This is a genomic window from Streptomyces sp. NPDC057743, assembly GCF_042798755.1.
GTDB lineage: Bacteria > Actinomycetota > Actinomycetes > Streptomycetales > Streptomycetaceae > Streptomyces.
Genome location: NZ_JBHVJX010000003.1, coordinates 153,693 through 171,058 on the forward strand (window position 1 = coordinate 153,693; position 17,366 = coordinate 171,058).

The following is a 17,366-nucleotide window of genomic DNA, read 5'->3' on the forward strand; positions in this document are numbered from 1 at the left end:
ACCGGGCTCCCTGCTCGTGTGCGGACCGTCGACGGGATCAGTGCGCGATGCTGTCAATCAGCTCGCGGGCGCCCTGGCGCAGCAGCGCCACGGCAACGGACGTCCCCAGTGTCTCAGGGGTCAGCGGACCGGCCCACTCGTGCGCGTTCAGCACGGTCTTGCCGTCCGGGGTGAAGACGCTGGCCCGCAGCGAGAGCTCGCCGCGCCGATCGGTGGTGGCGAACCCGGCGATCGGGCTGTTGCAGTGCCCCTGGAGGACGTGCAGCAGCATCCGCTCCGCCGTGGTCTCCCGGTGCGTCCCCGGGTCGCCGAGGCCGCTCACCGCGTCGATGGTCTCCGCGTCGTCCTCGCGGCACTGGAGCGCCAGCACGCCCGCGCCGATCGGCGGGCACATCAGGTCCACCGGCAGGATCTCGGTGATCGCGTCGGTGCGCCCGATCCGTTCCAGGCCGGAGACCGCCAGTAGCAGGGCGTCGGCGTCGCCGGCGGCCAGCTTCGCCATCCGGCGGTTGGCGTTGCCGCGCATCGGAACGTACTCCAAGTGCGGGTAGGAGGCGGCAAGTTGGGCGATCCGGCGTACCGAGGACGTGCCGATGCGGGTGCCCGCGGGCAGCTCGTCGAGGGTGCGGCCGCCGGGGTGGATCAGCGCGTCGCGGACGTCGTCCCGCTTGAGGAAGGCGGCGAACGTCGTCCCGGCCGGCAGCGGGCGGTCGCCGGGGATGTCCTTGACGCAGTGCACCGCGAGGTCCGCCGCACCGGCCAGGAGGGCGGCGTCGACCTCCTTGGTGAACGCCCCCTTGCCCTCCACCTGGGAGAGCGCCCCCATCCACCGGTCTCCGGTCGTCTTGACGGGGACGACCTCCGTGGTGATGCCGGGGTGCAACGCGGCCAGTTCGGCGCGGACGCGCTCCACCTGGGCCAGGGCCATCGGCGAGTCTCGGGAAACGATGCGGATCAGTTCTGGGGCGGACATGGCGCCGATGATAGACCGTCAAATGCGGACAGTTACCGACAGTGCGTCGGAGTTGGAGTGCGTCACGTCACCCCCGCACCGCTATCCGGACGGCCGACCGGCACCGCCGTCCAAGGCCACCCAACTCCCCTGTTCCCTCTACCCGTTGGGACGCGCAGGCAGCCGTCTCCGGTTGCCCAACCATCCCAGGCATCGGCACCACCAACGGGGTGTCGTGCGGTCAGTGCCTGGCCCAGGGATGCCGCAGCCGGATCCAGATGTCGCGGGCCCGCCGCCCGGCCTCGGTGCGGCTGTGGGCGACCAGCCTGTGGGCCTGTTCCTTGGTCTCCACCATCGGGCCGGAGCCCCGCAGCGGCATGCCCGCCGTCTCGTGCAGGAAGAGCGTCGAGACGAAGCCGACCACGCCGGCGGCCATCAGGTAGTACGCGGGAATCATCTCGCTCTTGGTCAACTGCACCAGCCCGGAGGCGAACAGCGGCGTGGTGCCGCCGAACAGCGACACCGAGATGTTGAAGGCGATGGACAGCGCGCCGTACCGCAGCCGGGTCGGGAAGAGCGCGGGGAGGGTGGCGGCGGAGGTGCCGGCGAAGCAGACCAGGAGCAGGCCGAGGATCAGGCAGCCGAGGGCGGGCAGCAGGATGCCGCCGGCCCGGATGAGCAGGATCGCGGGGGTGGCGAGCGCGATCAGGGCGATGCTGCCGGCCATGAAGACGGGGCGGCGGCCCCAACGGTCGGAGGTGCGGCCGACGGTGGTGATGGTGAGCACCACCACGATCATGGTGCCCAGGATCAGCAGTTGGGCGGTGAGCGGGTCCTCGCCGAGAGTCTCGGTCATGAAGGTCGGCAGGTAGGACGTGACCATGTAGTTGGTGACGTTGTAGAGCAGCACTAGGCCCATGCAGATCAGCACCGCCTGCCAGTGCCGGGTGAAGATCTCCTTCAGCCTGCCGCGCCCGGACTGGCGGGCGACCTCGACCGGGTCCTCGCCGCCGGCGGCGACGGTTTCCTCGACCTCCCGGTGGGCCTGTTCGGCCTCGCGCTGGAAGGCCGGGGTCTCCTCCAGTCGCAGCCGCATGTAGAGGCCGATCAGCCCGAGCGGTCCCGCGACGAGGAACGGCAGCCGCCAGCCCCAGGACACCAGTCCGGGCTCACCGAGCACCGCGGTGAGCACGGTGACCAGGCCGGAGCCGAGCGAATAGCCGACGAACGTGCCGAAGTCGAGCCAGCTACCGAGGAAACCACGCCGCTTGTCGGGGGCGTATTCGGCGATATAGGTGGTGGCTCCGGCGTATTCGCCACCGGTCGAGAATCCCTGCACCAACCGGCAGATCAGCAGCAGAATCGGCGCGGCAAAGCCGATGGCGCGATATCCGGGCAGGAATCCGACGGCGAAGGTACTGACCGCCATCATGATCATGGTCGCGGCCAGCACCCGTTGGCGGCCGATGCGGTCGCCGAGCGGCCCGAACACCAAGCCGCCCAGGGGCCGTACGACGAACGCCGCGGCGAAGGTCGCGAACGACGCGACGACCTGCGCACCCGGCGAACTGGCCGGGAAGAACACCTTTCCCAGGGTGCCCGCCAGATAGGCGTAGACGCCGAAGTCGAACCACTCCATCGTATTGCCGAGCGCGGCCGCCGAAACCGCCCGGCGCACCGCCGGCCGGTCGGTCACCGTCACGTCCGCGACGCTCAGCGGTCGTTTGCGGCGGCGCAGCAGAATGCGCAAAAGCCGGTCGGTGTCGGCGCTGCCACCACCGGACTTTTTCCGGACCGGGCGGCGACCGGTCGGTTTGTCGCGTTCGGCGCTCATTTCATCCCGTCCCGGAGCTGAATTCCGTGCCTCATATTCGGCATTCTTTCTCCGTGCGTTCCGCGGCGGGGGCAGCCCCGCCGGACCGCGTGTCGAACGCCGCGCTCCGCGTGGTTCTTTCCGAAGTGCCCGGCAGCCGGGAGCCCGGGCCGGCGGTCGGCCGACCCGGGCTCCGGCAACCGGCCCGGACGCGGACCGGCGGCGCGTCGGCCTAGGCGCGCTTCGACGAGGCGAGGTGGGCGAAGGCCACCACGTTGGCCACGTAGTCCTTGGCCTTGCGGTCGTACGAGCCGCCGCAGGTGATCAGGCGGAGCTGGGCGTCCGGGGTGTCGGCGTAGACCCGGTCGTTGGGGAAGTTCGCCTTGCTGAAGGTCTCCACGGAGTCGATCTTGAACGTGGCGACGATCCCGTCTTCCCGGGTGATCTCGACGGTGGCTCCGGGCTTGAGGATTTCCAGTTGCAGGAAGACCGCCGGGCCGGTCTTGGTGTCCACGTGCCCGGCGACGATCGCGGCGCCGCGCTCCCCCGGCGCGGCACCGTCCTGGTACCAGCCGACGAGGTTCTTGTCGTTGGCCGGGGGCGGGTTGAGCTGCCCGGTGGGGCCGAGGGTGAGCCGGGTGAAGGGCGCGTCCACACCGAGCTCCGGGATCGTCAGCCGCTTCGGGGCGGAGCGGGACAGTGCCAGGTCGGAGTGGGGCGCGGCGGCCCGGTGGTGCGCGGAGGCGGCGACCGCGGGACGGGACTGCGGTGTGGCATCCGCCGAGTCGTCCACGGAGTTGTAGACGAGGAAGGAACCCAGCAGAAAAGCTCCCGCGGCCCAGATCAGGCCGCGTCCCACTGTGCGGGGGGCGGCGGCTTCCTCGGGCGGGTCGGGGTTCGGATTCGGCTGGGACGACTGCTGGGCGGTCATGAGGGGCCCTTTCGTGAAACGGCCGGAGCGAGGTGCGGGGAGGGCGCGTGCGGCGCCGTCGCACGGCACGCGGGTCGTCGTTGTGCGCCGCGCGGCGCTGGTGCGGCGGCCCGGCAATCGCCGCGGCCACCGTCCGACGAGGACGGTGGCCGCGACTGCACATCGACCTCCGGAGGGGGCAGCCTTCTATCAGGCCGCGGTGCCCGACGTGTTGCGGCGACGCAGCATGTAGGCACCGGCGCCCAGACCACCGAGCATCAGGACGGAGCCGGCGGCCAGACCGCTGCCGGACATCGCCATCCCGCCACCACCGGTGTGGACGCCGCCGTGCGGACGACGGCCCCAGTGGTCGTGGTCGCCGCGGCCGTGGTCGTGGTCACCGCGGCCGTGGTCGTCACGGTCGCCACGACCGTGGTCGTCGCGGTCACCGCGGCCATTGTCGTCACGGTCACCCCGACCGTGGTCACGGTCGCGGTCACCTCGGCCATGGTCACGGTCACGGTCGCCACGACCGTGGTCGTCGCCGTAGCCGCTGCCCCAGTCACCGATCACGCGCATGGCCAGGGCACCGCCACCGGTGTGCACGCCGCCGTGCGGCTTGCGGTGGTGGCCCCAGCCGTGGTCGTGGTCGTTGTCGTTGTCGCGGCCGTGGTCGTCGCGGTCACCGCGGCCATTGTCGTCACGGTCACCCCGACCGTGGTCACGGTCGCGGTCACCTCGGCCGTGGTCACGGTCACGGTCGCCGCGGCCGTGGTCACGGCCGCCTCTGCCGTGGTCGTTGTCGTGGTCGTTGCCGCTGACCGAGGTGGCGCTGCCCGAGGTGAAGTCCTCGACCAGGCCCATGGCGCTCGCAGCGGGGGCGGAGATGGTGAGTGCCGCCGTGATGGCGGCGGAAGCGAACAGGGTGCGGGCAGTGCGCATGGAGACATGTTCCTTTCGGCGCGACTGCGAAGGCTGACACTTCGTCTGCACATCGGATCGCAGTAGCGACGTGATCACCGTCAGTCCGAATCCGACTCGGCACCACCGGAGAACGTCGCATTCGGGGGACAACGTCGGCTCTTCGGGTGGCGGGGGGCGAGGTATTCACCCGTTGGACGGTGCGCGGCTCCGGCGTGTCGTCATCAAGGTGGGCTAGGGAGCGGCTAAAGGGGCCGACGAGGGTGGCCTCGGCACGCGCCGGTCCCGATGCCACGGGCCCGGGGACTGACGGGGCATCGGCAACCGGGACGAGGCCAACAGACAGTCCGCGCCAAGGCACGTCAGGCAGGCATCGTTGGAATCGGCACGGGTCAGCGGCCGGAGTTCTGGGTGCCTGGCAATGACGTGAAGAACAGACAGCTGCTGCCGACTACCTGGCGCGCTCTCATGACGTGACGTCAGTTCGTGTCCTGCGTGCGCAATTGGTGTGCTGCGTGCGTGGAGTCCGGGGCCGGTCGGGCACGCGATGGGGCGGCGGAGAGCACGTGCCAGCGGTTGACCATCGAAGATCCAGGGTCGCCCCCGATCCCCATCGACGCCGGCCGGGGGTTTTCGCTGGATCGTCTTCCGGCGGCCGCCGGGGAGTGGGATGATCGGCCGGGGGCTTCCCAACGCGCCTTTCTGGCAGGCTTGTTCGAAGGCAGCGACGATCGGGCATTGGTCGGCCGGAGCGGCCGGGAAGCCTGGTGGGGCATCGCCGGCAGTGACTGGGAGGCTCTCGGCCTCAGGTGGGAGGCCGTCGCGCCGTTCAGGCGGTGCCGGCCCGCAGCGCCTCCTGGACGATCGCCTCCAGGCGGGCGTGATGGGCTCCGCGCCAGTAGACCCGTCCGCACGAGGTGCACTGCGCGAAGACGTCGTAGGTGCGCTGCGTGCCGTGTTGGAGCTGCTCCTGGACGGAGTCCTTGTCGGCGGCGGACAGGCGGCCGTTGCAGGCGGTGCAGCGCGTCCAGGGATCCAGGGTGGGCGCGAACCGGCCGAGCACGTCGCGGAGTTGGTCGTCCGGGCGGTCGCTGTAGATGTAGGCCCCTGCCCACAGCTCGCGCCGTTGGAGCAGTCCGCGGTCCCGGGAGAGCAGCACCCGTCGCTCCTTCGCGGAGAGCGCGGCCAGTGCCGCGTCGCCCGGGTCCTCGTTGGTGTAGGCCGCGTCGACGCCCAGCAGCCGCAGCCGGCGGGCCAGGGTGCCGAGGTGCACGTCGAGGAGGAACCGCAGCGGCGCGCCGGGGATGCGCTGTGGCCGCTCGACGGCGTGGACCTCGATGCGCTCGCCCTGCTGCGGAACGTGGGAGACGGGCGCCTCGACGCCGTCCACGACCAGTCGGCCGACCTCGGTGAGCGGGACGCCCAGCGACTCGACGACATGGCCCAGCGTCGAGGCGCCGTCGGTGACCAGGGGCGTACGGCCCGCGCTGCGCTCCGCACCGACGAAGAGGTGCAGTTCAGGGGCGAAACTGAGGTCGATCTCGGGACCGTTCACGTCGCACAGCATGGCATCGGGCGGGCGGTGACAGCCAGCGGATTCTTGGGGAGGCGGGGGCGGGGGGGGTGAGCCCGCTCGGGCGTGCGCGGGGCGTGCGTGATGCGCACGGAACGTAGCTGTGCGGCGGGCGGGTCGTGGGCGGTGCGGGAGCCGGTCCGTCCGTCCCCTGGTGATCGACGCGTGCCCCGTTGGGCGGCCTCGACCGCCCCTGGGCCTACGGGATGTCCACCACGCCGAGTACCCCGCTGCACTGCGGATGGAGGACGTCACTCCCCGCGGCTCCTCCGCTGGAACGACGAGGCGCGCGCCCGGTCTGCGTACGGTGAGCAGTGTGCAGCCGGCGTCCAAGACGCAGCGCTGTGCCGAGCTTTGTGGAGCATCGAAACATGTCGCGAGTCGAGAGAGGCGGGACGGCAGATGCCGGAATATCCGCAATCCCCGCAGGCCACACAGACCCCTCGGACCTCCTCGGGCCCTGAGGACCCCGAGATACCCGCCTCGTCGCGACCCCCGTCCGCCGGCCCCACACAGCCTCCCGAGACGCTCCCGTTGCTCGATCTGGCCGCCTACGGCGAGGACTTCGTCGCCGACCCGTATCCGTACTACGCCAAGCTGCGCGCCCAGGGGGCCGTACACCGGGTGCGTACGCCGCACGGCCAGGAGGCATGGCTGATCGTCGGCCATGAGGCGGTCCGCTCCGCGCTCGCCGATCCGCGCCTGGGCAAGGACTGGAGCAGTGCCAACCTGCAACGCGTGGTCGGCAACGACGTTCCCCTGTTCACCAACATGCTGGACGCGGATCCACCGCACCACACCCGCCTGCGGAAACTGGTGGCGAAGGAGTTCACTTCCCGCCGGGTCGAGGCGCTCCGCCCCCGTGTGCAGCACATCACGGACGCGCTCCTCGACGCGATGCTGACCGCACCGGACCGCCGTGCCGACCTCATCGAGGCGCTGGCCTTCCCGCTGCCGATGACCGTCATCTGCGAGCTGCTGGGCGTGCCGTCCATGGACCGCGACGCCTTCCGCACCTGGTCGCAGGAGATCGTCTCGCCGACCGGTCAGGAAGCGGTACAGAACGCCGTCCTGGCGATGTCCGAGTACCTCACCGCGCTGATTGAGCGCCAACGCCACGCGCCCGTGGACGGGTTGCTCAGCGCCCTGATCCAGACCAGCGACGAGGACGGCGACCGACTCTCCCACACAGAGCTGATCGGTACGGCGTTCCTGCTGCTCGTCGCCGGCCACGAGACCACGGTCAACCTGATCTCCAACGGCGTCCGGGCCCTACTGGAACACCCCGCCCAACTGGCCGCCCTACGGGCCGACGGTGGCCTGCTGGACAACGCCGTGGAGGAGATGCTGCGCTACGACGGGCCGGTGGAGACCGCCACTTGGCGATTCGCGGCCGAGCCTGTGGAGGTCGGTGGCACCGTGATTCCCGCCGGCTCCCCCGTGCTGGTCTCGCTCGCCTCGGCCTCCCGGGATCCCGAACGGTTCGACGCCGCCGACGACTTCGACATCACCCGTGACCCGCGCGGTCACGTCGCCTTCGGCCACGGCATCCACTTCTGCCTCGGCGCACCGTTGGCCCGTCTGGAGGGTCGGATCGCCCTGCGCTCTCTTCTGGACCGCTGCCCCGACCTCGCCCTGGACACCACCGCGGCCACCCCAACCTGGCGCCCCGGCCTCCTCATGCGCGGAATGCACCACCTTCCGATCCTCTGGGACGCGTGACCCGTCCGGCCATGCGTCGGCGTCACACCGCGGCACAACACGCCCGCCGGCCGGTCGGCCGACCGGTCGGCGCGGGCACTGTCACCGCCGTGTGCGACAGTGTGTCCATGAAGACCATCGGGCTGATTGGCGGCATGAGTTGGGAGTCCTCGGCTGAGTACTACCGCCTGCTGAACGGGCTGACGCGGGAGCGGCTGGGCGGGCTGCACTCGGCCAAGTGCGTGCTGTATTCAGTGGACTTCGCGGAGATCGAACGCCTCCAGGTCGAGGGGCGCTGGGACGAGGCAGGCGCCGTCCTGGCCGAGGCCGCCAAGGCTCTGGAGGCGGCGGGGGCCGAGTTGCTGCTGATCTGCACCAACACCATGCACAAGGTCGCCGACCAGGTGTCGTCGGCCGTCGGCGTCCCCCTCCTGCATCTCGCCGACACCACCGCGGAAGCCGTGCGCGGCAGGGGACTTCGCCGCGTCGGACTGCTGGGTACCGCGTTCACCATGGAGCAGGACTTCTACCGCGGTCGCCTGGCGGACCACGGCCTTGAGGTGCTGGTCCCGGAGGCCGCCGGGCGCGAGACCGTCCACCGCGTGATCTACGAGGAGTTGTGCCTGGGCATCGTCAGGGAGGAGTCCCGGGCCGCCTTCGTCACCGTCATCGAGGAACTGGTCGCCGTCGGTGCCGAAGGCATCGTCCTCGGTTGCACCGAGATCGAGCTCCTCATCCGCCCGCAGGACAGTCCGGTGCCCGTTTTCCCGACGACCCGGCTGCACGCCGAGGCGGCGCTGACCCGCGCGCTGTCCGCCTCGTGACCGCTCGCGCCCCGCACGAAACCATCCGCCAACTCGACCGTTCCGTAGGAGCGTTCAGTTCGTTCGGTTCCGGGACTGTCGCCTCGGGTTTGGCGCGAAGACAGGTACGCTGACGTGGTGTCTCATACCGAGTTAGAACGCTTGGCGCGCATCCGGATACAGGTCACCGGAGAAACCCTCGAACGCGCCCTGGCCGTTCTACGCGGAGACACCACCGAGGTCGAGGCCACGACCACCCCCGTCCTGCGGGCCGTCCCCGACTCCGGGCCTGCACCCGCAGCAGCCGCCACGCCGCCCGCCCATGACGCAGACACCGATCCTCAGCGCCAGTCACCGCCGCCCCGTCGCCGGCATCTGCGCAGCGTGTGACGTCCGGATAGCTGCGGTGAGGTCCGGGTAGCTCCTCGTCGGCCTCATTGGCGACGCGTGGCACTCCCGCCGACGCGGCGCCGCCGACGCAGTCCTACGGGCTCGGCAGCCCCTACAGGCTCAGCGCCCGTGCCAGCACGGGCGTCCGGGGCGCCTGGTGTCCTCCGCTGGCCAGCATGCGGACCTCACCCCGATCGCTGATCTCCGCGCGCACGATCCCCGATTCGTCCTCGTAGACCGGATACCCGCCCGCTCCCGCCTGGTCGGTCCGCCGGACGATCACGACGTCGTCCTCGACCGCGGGGGCCTGAAATACCAGCTCATAGCGTTCCGGGTAATCCATCGGGGCCTCCCGATACTGCTCTGCGGGTGCTGCCGCCGCGCTCGCCGTGCCGCCCCGCCACTGCTGCACGACACCGCAACCCCGGCCCTTCCATCGTCGCCCAAGTCGACCCGCCACGCCTCACCGCCACCTGCCTCACATCAGAGGCATCTCGTTAACCATTCAAGCAAATGTCCGTGGTCTCGCCGCCAGTCACACCACGCTCCGACTCTTACCGCCGAAATTCTCGATCAAGGTAGACCCGTAGGTTGATGTCTCGTGCCTGTCCTGCCGCGAGAATCAATACAACGAAACGCCGATGAAGACCGATGGTGATCCACGCCGATGACCGCTCACTGATGAACTCGACTCCGCACGCCAACATCTGAGTAGCCCTCAGCCCCAACTCCAGGAGATTCCATGACAATTGACCGCCGCGCCCCCTGGCGCCCCCGACTGGCCCTTACCGCGACAACCGCCGCGCTTTGCCTCCTCGCCGTTCCCACTGCCGCCTCGGCCTCCACCACCACCTCCCCCGCCCCTTCGTCGACCACCAGCACAGGCGCCCTGACCGCACCGCCAACGGCGCCGGTCCCTGCCGCGCACGCCACACTGGACCGCCTCGCCCTCCAGAGATCCCTCCAGGCTTTCCACGACGCGGGGATGTACGGCGCGTACTCGGCCGTGCGGGACGGCTCCGATGACTGGCACGGCGCGGCCGGGGTCGCCGACGTCGATGCCAAGCGCCCCACCACTCCGCAGATGGAGCACCGCATCGGCAGCATCACCAAGACCTTCACTGCGGTCGCCGTGCTCCAGGAGGTCGGCAAGGGCCACATCGACCTCGACGCGCCCATCGACCGCTATCTGCCCGACCTCGTCACGGGCGAGCGGGGCCGCGCGATAACGGTCCGGATGTTGCTCAACCACACCAGCGGAATCGGTGATTACGCCGGGAGCATCTTCACGACCGCGGACAGCCTGGAGGGCTACCGCTTCCACACGTTCCCTCCGGAGGAGCTGGCCCGCCTGGGCGTCGCGGCACCGGCCTTGGGCAAGCCCGGCGAGGCCCACCACTACTCCAACACCAACTACGTCCTCGCCGGCCTCATGCTGCGCAAGGTCACCGGCCAATCCCCCGAGAGTTACATCACCGAGCACGTCATCCGCAAAGCCGGCCTGCGGCACACCTATTTCCCCAAGTCCCCCACCCTCTCCGGGCCGCACGCGAAGATGTACGAGGCCCTCTACGGAGGCTTCAATCCGCCGCGTGACTTCAGCGTCTACAACATGTCCTGGGCCTCGACCGCCGGCTCCCTCGTCTCGACGATGCCCGACCTCAACCGCTTCTACCGCGCCCTTCTGGGCGGCGAGTTGCTGCCCCCGGCGCAGCTGCGCCAGATGAAGACGACCGTGCCGATCGAGGGCTCCACCGCACGGTACGGCCTCGGCCTGCTCCGCATGACCTCGCCCTCCTGCGGAGAGCTCTGGGGCCACAACGGCCTGGTACTGGGCGCCATGACCTGGTCCCTCCACAGCACGGACGGCCGCCGCCAGGTCTCCCTCGGCTTCAACCTCACCCGCTACCAGAAGCTCGACGGCACCGGTCAGCCGATACCGAGCCCCATCGACACCGCCATGAACGACCATCTCGCCCAGGCGGTATGCAGCACCGGAGCCGGCCCCCGCACCAACCACCAAGCCCCCGCACCGTCGTCCTTGGCCGCCCAACTGGGCTCCATCCCGCCCCAGCAGAGCCGGTAACCCACTCGTCAACGGCTCCCTCATCAACTCCGCAAGCGCCCCCATCGCGCTGCGCCTACCTCAGGACTTCCCACCGCGGACCACCCGAAGAGGACTTCCCATGCCTAATAGATCGATCGATCCGATGGACCGGCTGCTCGCCGAGCGAGCCTGCGAACGCCTGATCATCGACTTCGTCCACCGTCTCGACCTTGGCGACCCGGGCTCCGTCGCCGAACTGTTCACCGACGACGGCGTCTGGGAATGGCCCCATGCCGATCGCCGGGTTGCCGGCCGCGAGGCGCTGCGCGAGTACTTCGGATCCCGCCCCGGGGACCGGCTGTCCCGCCGCCTGATGACGAACATCCTGGTCTCCGTCACTTCTCCCGCGACGGCGACCGCCACCTCCTACCTCACCACTTACCGGGTGGACGGCTTCGTCGACGGTATGGTCCCTCCCCAACTCCCCACCAACGTGGGCCACTACGAGGACACCTTCCGCAAGGTCGACGGCATATGGCTCCTCGCCACCCGGACCACACACCTGGCCTTCGGGGCCGACACCCGACGCCTCACGCCCCCGAGCGGAAGCTGACCGGACCGGACCGGAAACGGCAAAGTGCCCCGCTCCCGGGCGTTGCCACGAGAGCGGGGCGGGTCCGAGAAGCGCCAGCAGCTCGGATAGTTACGAGGGCTACCGTACGGGCGACCACTGACACCGCCGCGCCGTCGCACCGTCAAGCGACCGTGCGACGCCCGCCTACGCGAACACCACATCCGCGCGCCCGCACGCCCTGACCAGCCCGACAGCGACCGTCAACGCCCCTCTGTCCGCTCGCGTCTCCCCCTGCAAAGCCGCAACCCCGCTCCACACACATCCCGCAAACACCACCCGATCCGGGGAACGCGCCACGACCGCCGGCGTCGTGGCCGCGCCCGAGAAATCCAGCCGAGAACGACCCACGCGTCCGCTGGCCGCAGCGGGGGCGCTCATCCGCCCTGCCCCGCGGGTCCGTTAGCACCGGGCAGAGAGACCACGGCCTTCCGTAGGCCGGATCGCATGACGCCCTGTTGACGGTTCGCGAGCCGGCGGACAGGGTGGGGCGAGCGCGGAGCGTGTGGGAATGGACACATGCAGGCAGCGAGGGGAGGGCGAGGTGCTGACGGTCCTTACTGGTCAGCGAGTTGAGGTGGAGTCAGGGCGATCAATGGAGCGGACTCGGGGGCCCCATGGCTGAACCGCGCGGGAATGCGCTGTCAGTGGCTGCCCCTAGCATGTCTCACATGTCCCCAACTCCTTCTGCCCATACGGCTGCGCCCGTTCCTGCGTCCGAGGCCAATGACTCGATCCGGCGTTTTGTGCGCGCCCGGCACGGTCTGGCCTGGACGGCACAGGACATGGCGGAGTACGCGGTGCTGCTGGAGATCTGGACGCTAGCGGTGCGCGCTGAGGTCACGGAGGTCGTCGAGGCCGCCTAGCCGAACGCCCACACGGATACGAGGCACGTGCGAGGGCCCTGGCGCCGCTCACCTCCAGCGGGCCGCGCCAGGGCCACCCTCGGAGCCGCATCCGTAGCCGCTTGGATGGTCCGGCTCCAACTCAGCTGCTGGCTTCAACTCAGCTACTGGCTTCCGGTTCGTCTCTGTGCATGCCTCTCGCACCGTATGCCTCCCGCACTCCGCGCAACGGTCCGGGCTTCTGGCGCCCGCCGTTCCTCATTACTCGCGTCGCGCACGCCCCGCGTAGGTGACCACCCGCCTCAACGTCCTTCTCTCCTCACCGTCGGATCACCACGTCCGATTTCCGCCAGTCTTCGCGTCGGAAAACCGGCAGACTCAAAGAAAGCCCAGGTAACAGCACGCCCGAGGACGCACCATGAACACTCACGACACCGCCACCAGCACGCCCGTTGCCCCCACCCCGACCTCCTACACGACCCTCGACAGCCCTGTCGGCGAGCTGCTGCTCGTCGGCATCGACTCCCCCACCGCGCCCGGCGGCATCGCCCTCACCTCGCTCTCCATGCCCGAGCAGCGCACGGCCCCGACCGTGGCATCGCACTGGCGGCGCGACGCGGCCCCGTTCGCCGAGGTCATTCGGCAGCTCCGGGCCTACTTCGCCGGCCGACTCACCAAGTTCGAGCTGGAGTTCCACACCACCGGTACGGACTTCCAGGAGCGCATCTGGCGGGCCCTCGACGACATCCCGTACGGGACCACGACCACCTACGGTCGTCTCGCCGAAGCCCTCGGCGTGCCACGCGCCGACGTCCGCGCACTGGGGACCGCGATCGGGGCGAATCCGCTGCTGCTCGTACGTCCCTGCCACCGGGTGGTCGGCGCCGACGGCACCATGCGGGGTTACGCGGCCGGCGTGGAGCGCAAGACCGCGCTGCTCACCCACGAAGGCGCCCTCCAGCCCACCCTCATCTGACCGTCGCGTCCGCCGCGGACCTTCCCGCCGTCGGCCGCCGACCGTCGGCCGGAGAATGGGAGCCGGCGCGCCCCATGGGTCATACGAGCCATAGACACGCCACGTCTGAGCGATAGGCACGCCACGTCGTCGCATGTTCACGGACCAGCGCCGGACGGCGCCCGGGGCCCGCGGGCGCCGCTCCACAGCAGCCCGCCCCGCCCGGCGGCACCCGTCCCATCCGCCCCGTGGCACGCTGAAGGTACGGATAACGCATGCATGCGGATACCTGGAACGCACGCGGATACCTGAAAGCGGATACCTGGAAGCGGACACACGCGGATACCTGAAAGTGGATGGGTGAACAGCCCGTCGCCCTGAGACCGCAGGCAGGCCGCCCTCCACCTCCCCACCCACGTCAAGGCAGGTCACCACCGTCATGACCACCCCACTCCCCGGCTTTGAGGATGTCGGGCAACTCCGTGGACCCGCCGGGCCGAGCAGCCCCGGTGGACTCCGTCGGTCCGGAACGCCGGCCGGGTCCGAAGAGCGTGCCCGTCGGGAGTTGGCTCCCGGGGCGGTCCACGTCCCCGGTTGGCTCTCGCTCGCGGAGCAGCGTGAACTGGTCACCGCCTGCCGCGGCTGGGCGCGCGGTCCGGTACCCATCCGGCACACCAAACTCCCGCGAGGCGGCGTGATGTCGGTGCAGACGGTGTGCATCGGGTGGCACTGGCAACCGTATGCGTACAGCCGCACCGCCGACGACGTGAACGGCGCCCAGGTCGCCGAATTCCCGGACTGGATGGTCGCGTTGGGCCGGCGGGCGCTGGTCGACGCGTATCAGGACCCCTCGGCCGGCAACGAGTACACCCCGGACACCGCGTTGATCAACTTCTATGACGGTGCGGCCAAGTTGGGCATGCACCAGGACAAGGAAGAGCGCTCCGGCGCGCCGGTGGTCTCCCTCAGCATCGGCGACACCTGCGTCTTCCGGTTCGGCAACACGGAGACCCGCACCAAGCCCTACACCGACATCGAGTTGGTGTCGGGAGATCTGTTCGTCTTCGGCGGGCCGTCGCGGTTCGTGTACCACGGGGTGCCCAAGGTGTATCCGGGGTCTGGTGACCCCGCCACCGGTATCACCGCCGGCCGTCTCAACATCACCATGCGGGTCACCGGCCTCGTCTGATCTTCCCTACCCAGGGGCCGGCCACAGAGAGCACACTGAACGCATGTGCCGCAGCATTAAGACGCTCCGCCCGCCCGTTACGCCGGAAGTCAGCGACGAGGACATCCGCGCCGCGGCCTTGCAGTACGTCCGCAAGGTCTCCGGATTCCGCGCCCCGGCGGCCCACAACCGCGAGGTGTTCGACCGCGCTGTCGACGCCGTCGCGGCAGCCACCCAGGAACTCCTCAACGGCCTCCAGGTCCGCGGCTCCGCCCCGTCGACCCGCCAGCCCTAGGGTCGGTCGATCCGGTACGTCCTCTGAGTGGGTGGATGGCCTTCGCCGGGCGTCCGGCTCGTCAGCGCGCTGCCGGCCGGTGCACGCGCGAGGAGGCGTCAGGAATCCCCAGCCAGTGCACGCGACCGGGCAACCACCGTCCGGCCTCAACTTCTCCGGCCTCAGCTCCTCCGGCCTCAGCTCCTCCTGCCCGAACACCGTTCTCGCCATCGCCGAAATTGATATGGTCAATTGGTCAATTGCGTTGGCAGGAGGCCGATTTATGCCATCTGGCGTGGTGAACGGCGAGGATCGGTCGCGGCCGTCCGGCGGCCTCTCCGAGCGTCTGGCGGGCGGTTTGCTCGACCTGATCGCGGAGCGGGGGCTCGCTCCGGGCGACAGCCTGCCGACCGTGCGGACCCTGGCCGACCAGTTCGGCGTGACACCGCCGACCATCCGGGAAGCTCTCCGCGGGCTCCAGGCAACCGACGCCGTCCAACTCCGGCACGGCTCCGGCATCTTCGTCGGCCCCGGCCTGCACCGGACGTTGATGCGCAATCCGAACTCCATGCCCCTCCGCGACGAGCAGATCCTCCAACTCGTCGAGGCACGGCTGGCGATCGAACCCGGCATCGCCGCGCTCGCCGCCCAGCACCGCACCGACGAGCAGTTGGCGCGGCTGGAGACCGCCGTGGAGATCGCCACGCGGCCGCGCGTACCTCGGACCGGCCCGCGAAACTTCCACCGCGAGCTGGCCAGTTGCTCCGGAAATCCCCTGCTGTTCGAAGTGGTCGACTCACTGCTCGCGGTACGAAGCCGAGAACAGCGATCCCTGCGGCAACTCATCCAGGACCGCCCCCGCGACCGCAACCAACACCGGGCGATCTTCGAAGCGGTGCGGGACCAGAATCCCACCACCGCCGAAGAACTCACCAGACAACACCTGCGCGAACTGCGCGACAACACCGCGGCGTTGCTGGGCTGACGGGACCAGGCAAGAGCCGTCCCATCGAGCGTGATCCGAGAGATCCGAGAGATACGAGAGATCCGAGGGAGACGAGCAGTCATGCGAATTCGCTTGCGACAGGGCTTGCGTCGGCATCCGCACCGCCGGTCCGCGGCCTGCCTGGCCGTCGGGCTCGCCGCCGCGCTCGCGACAGGTTCACTGACGGCGTGTTCATCCTCCGCTCACGCCACTGGCACGGCTGGCACCGCTGGCACCGCCAGAACCAGGGCCGCGACTGCGGGCCAAACCCCCTCGGCCGGGCCGGTCAACGGCGGGTCGGCCTGTACGAGCGCGCCGAACTCCTCCACCACGCGGACCATGAACGTCGGCGGGCAGACCCGTACGTTCATCGAACACGTGCCGGCCAACTTCTCGCCGCGGACGAAGAAGCCCGCGGTCATCGCCTTCCACGGGCGGGGCGAGACCGACGGCCGATTCGCGGCGTACTCGCAGCTCGACGGCGCCGACGCCGTCGTCCTCTACGCCCAGGGCCTCAATGGCAAGGGCGGAAAGCCTTCTTGGGAGGCCACCCCCTACATCGGTGCCTGGGCGCACGACTACGAGTTCGCCACTGACTTGGTGCGTTGGCTGGCGAAGTCACCGTGCGTCGACGCCACCCGTATCGGTATGACGGGCAAGTCGGACGGCGCCGGGTTCGCCGCGTCGGCCGCGTGTCGCATCAATGGAGTCGCGGCGGTCGCGACGATCTCGGCGGCGTTCTACCAGGAGCACAGCCACTGCACCGCGAGCGGGCGCCCCCTCCCAGTCCTCAACATGCACGGCACCGCCGACCCGGTCATCCCCTACGACGGACAGCCGGCCCGCGGGTTGTACTCGACCGATGACTGGATCCAACTGTGGCGCCAGCGTGACCAATGCACGGGGCAGGCCACCGACCGGAAGCTCGCGCCCGACGTCGTCCGGACCACGTGGTCGAGCTGCGCCCACGGGAACACCGTCGTCAACTACCGCATCATCGGCGGCGGACACACCTGGGCGGGCGCCACCAAGCCCAGCGGCCCCGGCGACACGACGCACTCGCTCAACGCCGCGCAGACCGTGATGGCCTTCTTCGCCGCCCACCCCCTCCCCCGTACGAATCCATGACCAGGCGGAGGTGTCCCGGACGGGGCGTCGGCCGGGCATCCTGGCTGGTTACTGGCTGCGGCAGCGGGAGCCGTTGTACTGCTGGTCGGTGACCAGTTCGACCCACAGCGTTTCGGGCGCGTCGTCGCCGGTGCCTTCCCACACGGCGAGGTGCGCCATGAAGCGGTCGGAGGCTTGGGCCGGCTGGCTGGCTGGCTGGCTGGCTGTGCACCGTGTGCCTGTGTTTTCGGTGTCTGTGTCCGATGGTCCCTCGCAGGTGGGACTGGTGCG

At 69.9% G+C, this 17,366-nt stretch carries 17 protein-coding genes; 11 read left to right on the forward strand and 6 right to left on the reverse strand.

The features are described from left to right. Positions 1-37: 37 nt before the first annotated feature. The 5 genes from hemC to ACFVFQ_RS04390 form a co-directional block, all read right to left on the reverse strand. The gene (hemC, locus tag ACFVFQ_RS04370) at positions 38-973 is read right to left on the reverse strand and encodes a hydroxymethylbilane synthase (protein ID WP_383408417.1); all 936 of its coding nucleotides are present in this window, start codon (positions 971-973) and stop codon (positions 38-40) included. A gap of 220 nt (positions 974-1,193) precedes the next feature. Further along, positions 1,194-2,786: a glycine betaine/L-proline transporter ProP gene (gene proP, locus ACFVFQ_RS04375; protein WP_383408420.1), complete on the reverse strand. Its 1,593-nt coding sequence runs from the start codon at positions 2,784-2,786 to the stop codon at positions 1,194-1,196. A 211-nt stretch (positions 2,787-2,997) separates the two neighbouring features. Then, positions 2,998-3,696: a class F sortase gene (locus tag ACFVFQ_RS04380; protein WP_383408423.1), complete on the reverse strand. Its 699-nt coding sequence runs from the start codon at positions 3,694-3,696 to the stop codon at positions 2,998-3,000. 189 nt (positions 3,697-3,885) lie between these two features. Then, the gene (locus ACFVFQ_RS04385; protein WP_383408428.1) at positions 3,886-4,617 is read right to left on the reverse strand and encodes a hypothetical protein; all 732 of its coding nucleotides are present in this window, start codon (positions 4,615-4,617) and stop codon (positions 3,886-3,888) included. Positions 4,618-5,425: 808 nt separating this feature from the next. Beyond that, positions 5,426-6,151, reverse strand: coding sequence for a Mut7-C RNAse domain-containing protein (locus tag ACFVFQ_RS04390; protein WP_383408431.1), 726 nt, complete (start codon positions 6,149-6,151; stop codon positions 5,426-5,428). A gap of 552 nt (positions 6,152-6,703) precedes the next feature. Between ACFVFQ_RS04390 and ACFVFQ_RS04395 the strand changes: the two genes are divergently transcribed. From ACFVFQ_RS04395 to ACFVFQ_RS04405, 3 genes are all read left to right on the forward strand, one after another. After that, the gene (locus ACFVFQ_RS04395; RefSeq protein ID WP_383408434.1) at positions 6,704-7,891 is read left to right on the forward strand and encodes a cytochrome P450; all 1,188 of its coding nucleotides are present in this window, start codon (positions 6,704-6,706) and stop codon (positions 7,889-7,891) included. A gap of 107 nt (positions 7,892-7,998) precedes the next feature. Then, entirely contained in the window at positions 7,999-8,694 is a 696-nt protein-coding gene (locus ACFVFQ_RS04400) for an aspartate/glutamate racemase family protein (protein WP_383408437.1), read from the forward strand. A gap of 141 nt (positions 8,695-8,835) precedes the next feature. After that, positions 8,836-9,063 (forward strand): hypothetical protein, encoded by a 228-nt coding sequence (locus ACFVFQ_RS04405; RefSeq protein ID WP_383408439.1) that lies wholly within the window; start codon positions 8,836-8,838, stop codon positions 9,061-9,063. A 112-nt stretch (positions 9,064-9,175) separates the two neighbouring features. Here ACFVFQ_RS04405 and ACFVFQ_RS04410 read toward each other — a convergent pair whose 3' ends face one another. Then, a complete protein-coding gene (locus ACFVFQ_RS04410; RefSeq protein WP_383408442.1) occupies positions 9,176-9,406 on the reverse strand; it encodes a DUF6296 family protein in 231 nt (76 codons plus the stop codon). Between the two features lie 399 nt (positions 9,407-9,805). Here ACFVFQ_RS04410 and ACFVFQ_RS04415 point away from each other — a divergent pair, with 399 nt between their 5' ends. The 8 genes from ACFVFQ_RS04415 (at position 9,806) to ACFVFQ_RS04450 (ending at position 17,096) form a co-directional block, all read left to right on the forward strand. Next, on the forward strand, positions 9,806-11,149 hold the full coding sequence (locus tag ACFVFQ_RS04415; protein WP_383408445.1) for a serine hydrolase domain-containing protein: 1,344 nt from the start codon (positions 9,806-9,808) through the stop codon (positions 11,147-11,149). Between the two features lie 100 nt (positions 11,150-11,249). After that, complete coding sequence (locus ACFVFQ_RS04420; protein ID WP_383408450.1) at positions 11,250-11,723, forward strand: nuclear transport factor 2 family protein; 474 nt, start codon at positions 11,250-11,252, stop codon at positions 11,721-11,723. A gap of 689 nt (positions 11,724-12,412) precedes the next feature. After that, positions 12,413-12,607 carry a hypothetical protein gene (locus ACFVFQ_RS04425; RefSeq protein WP_383408455.1) on the forward strand — a complete coding sequence of 65 codons (195 nt, stop codon included), beginning with the start codon at positions 12,413-12,415 and terminating at the stop codon, positions 12,605-12,607. Positions 12,608-13,004: 397 nt separating this feature from the next. Then, positions 13,005-13,562 carry a methylated-DNA--[protein]-cysteine S-methyltransferase gene (locus tag ACFVFQ_RS04430; protein WP_383408458.1) on the forward strand — a complete coding sequence of 186 codons (558 nt, stop codon included), beginning with the start codon at positions 13,005-13,007 and terminating at the stop codon, positions 13,560-13,562. 418 nt (positions 13,563-13,980) lie between these two features. After that, on the forward strand, positions 13,981-14,730 hold the full coding sequence (locus ACFVFQ_RS04435; RefSeq protein ID WP_383408461.1) for an alpha-ketoglutarate-dependent dioxygenase AlkB family protein: 750 nt from the start codon (positions 13,981-13,983) through the stop codon (positions 14,728-14,730). 43 nt (positions 14,731-14,773) lie between these two features. Then, the gene (locus tag ACFVFQ_RS04440; protein ID WP_383408464.1) at positions 14,774-15,004 is read left to right on the forward strand and encodes a DUF2277 domain-containing protein; all 231 of its coding nucleotides are present in this window, start codon (positions 14,774-14,776) and stop codon (positions 15,002-15,004) included. 262 nt (positions 15,005-15,266) lie between these two features. Beyond that, positions 15,267-15,968, forward strand: coding sequence for a FadR/GntR family transcriptional regulator (locus ACFVFQ_RS04445; RefSeq protein WP_383408469.1), 702 nt, complete (start codon positions 15,267-15,269; stop codon positions 15,966-15,968). A 339-nt stretch (positions 15,969-16,307) separates the two neighbouring features. Further along, complete coding sequence (locus tag ACFVFQ_RS04450; protein WP_383408472.1) at positions 16,308-17,096, forward strand: alpha/beta hydrolase family esterase; 789 nt, start codon at positions 16,308-16,310, stop codon at positions 17,094-17,096. Positions 17,097-17,366: the final 270 nt, after the last annotated feature.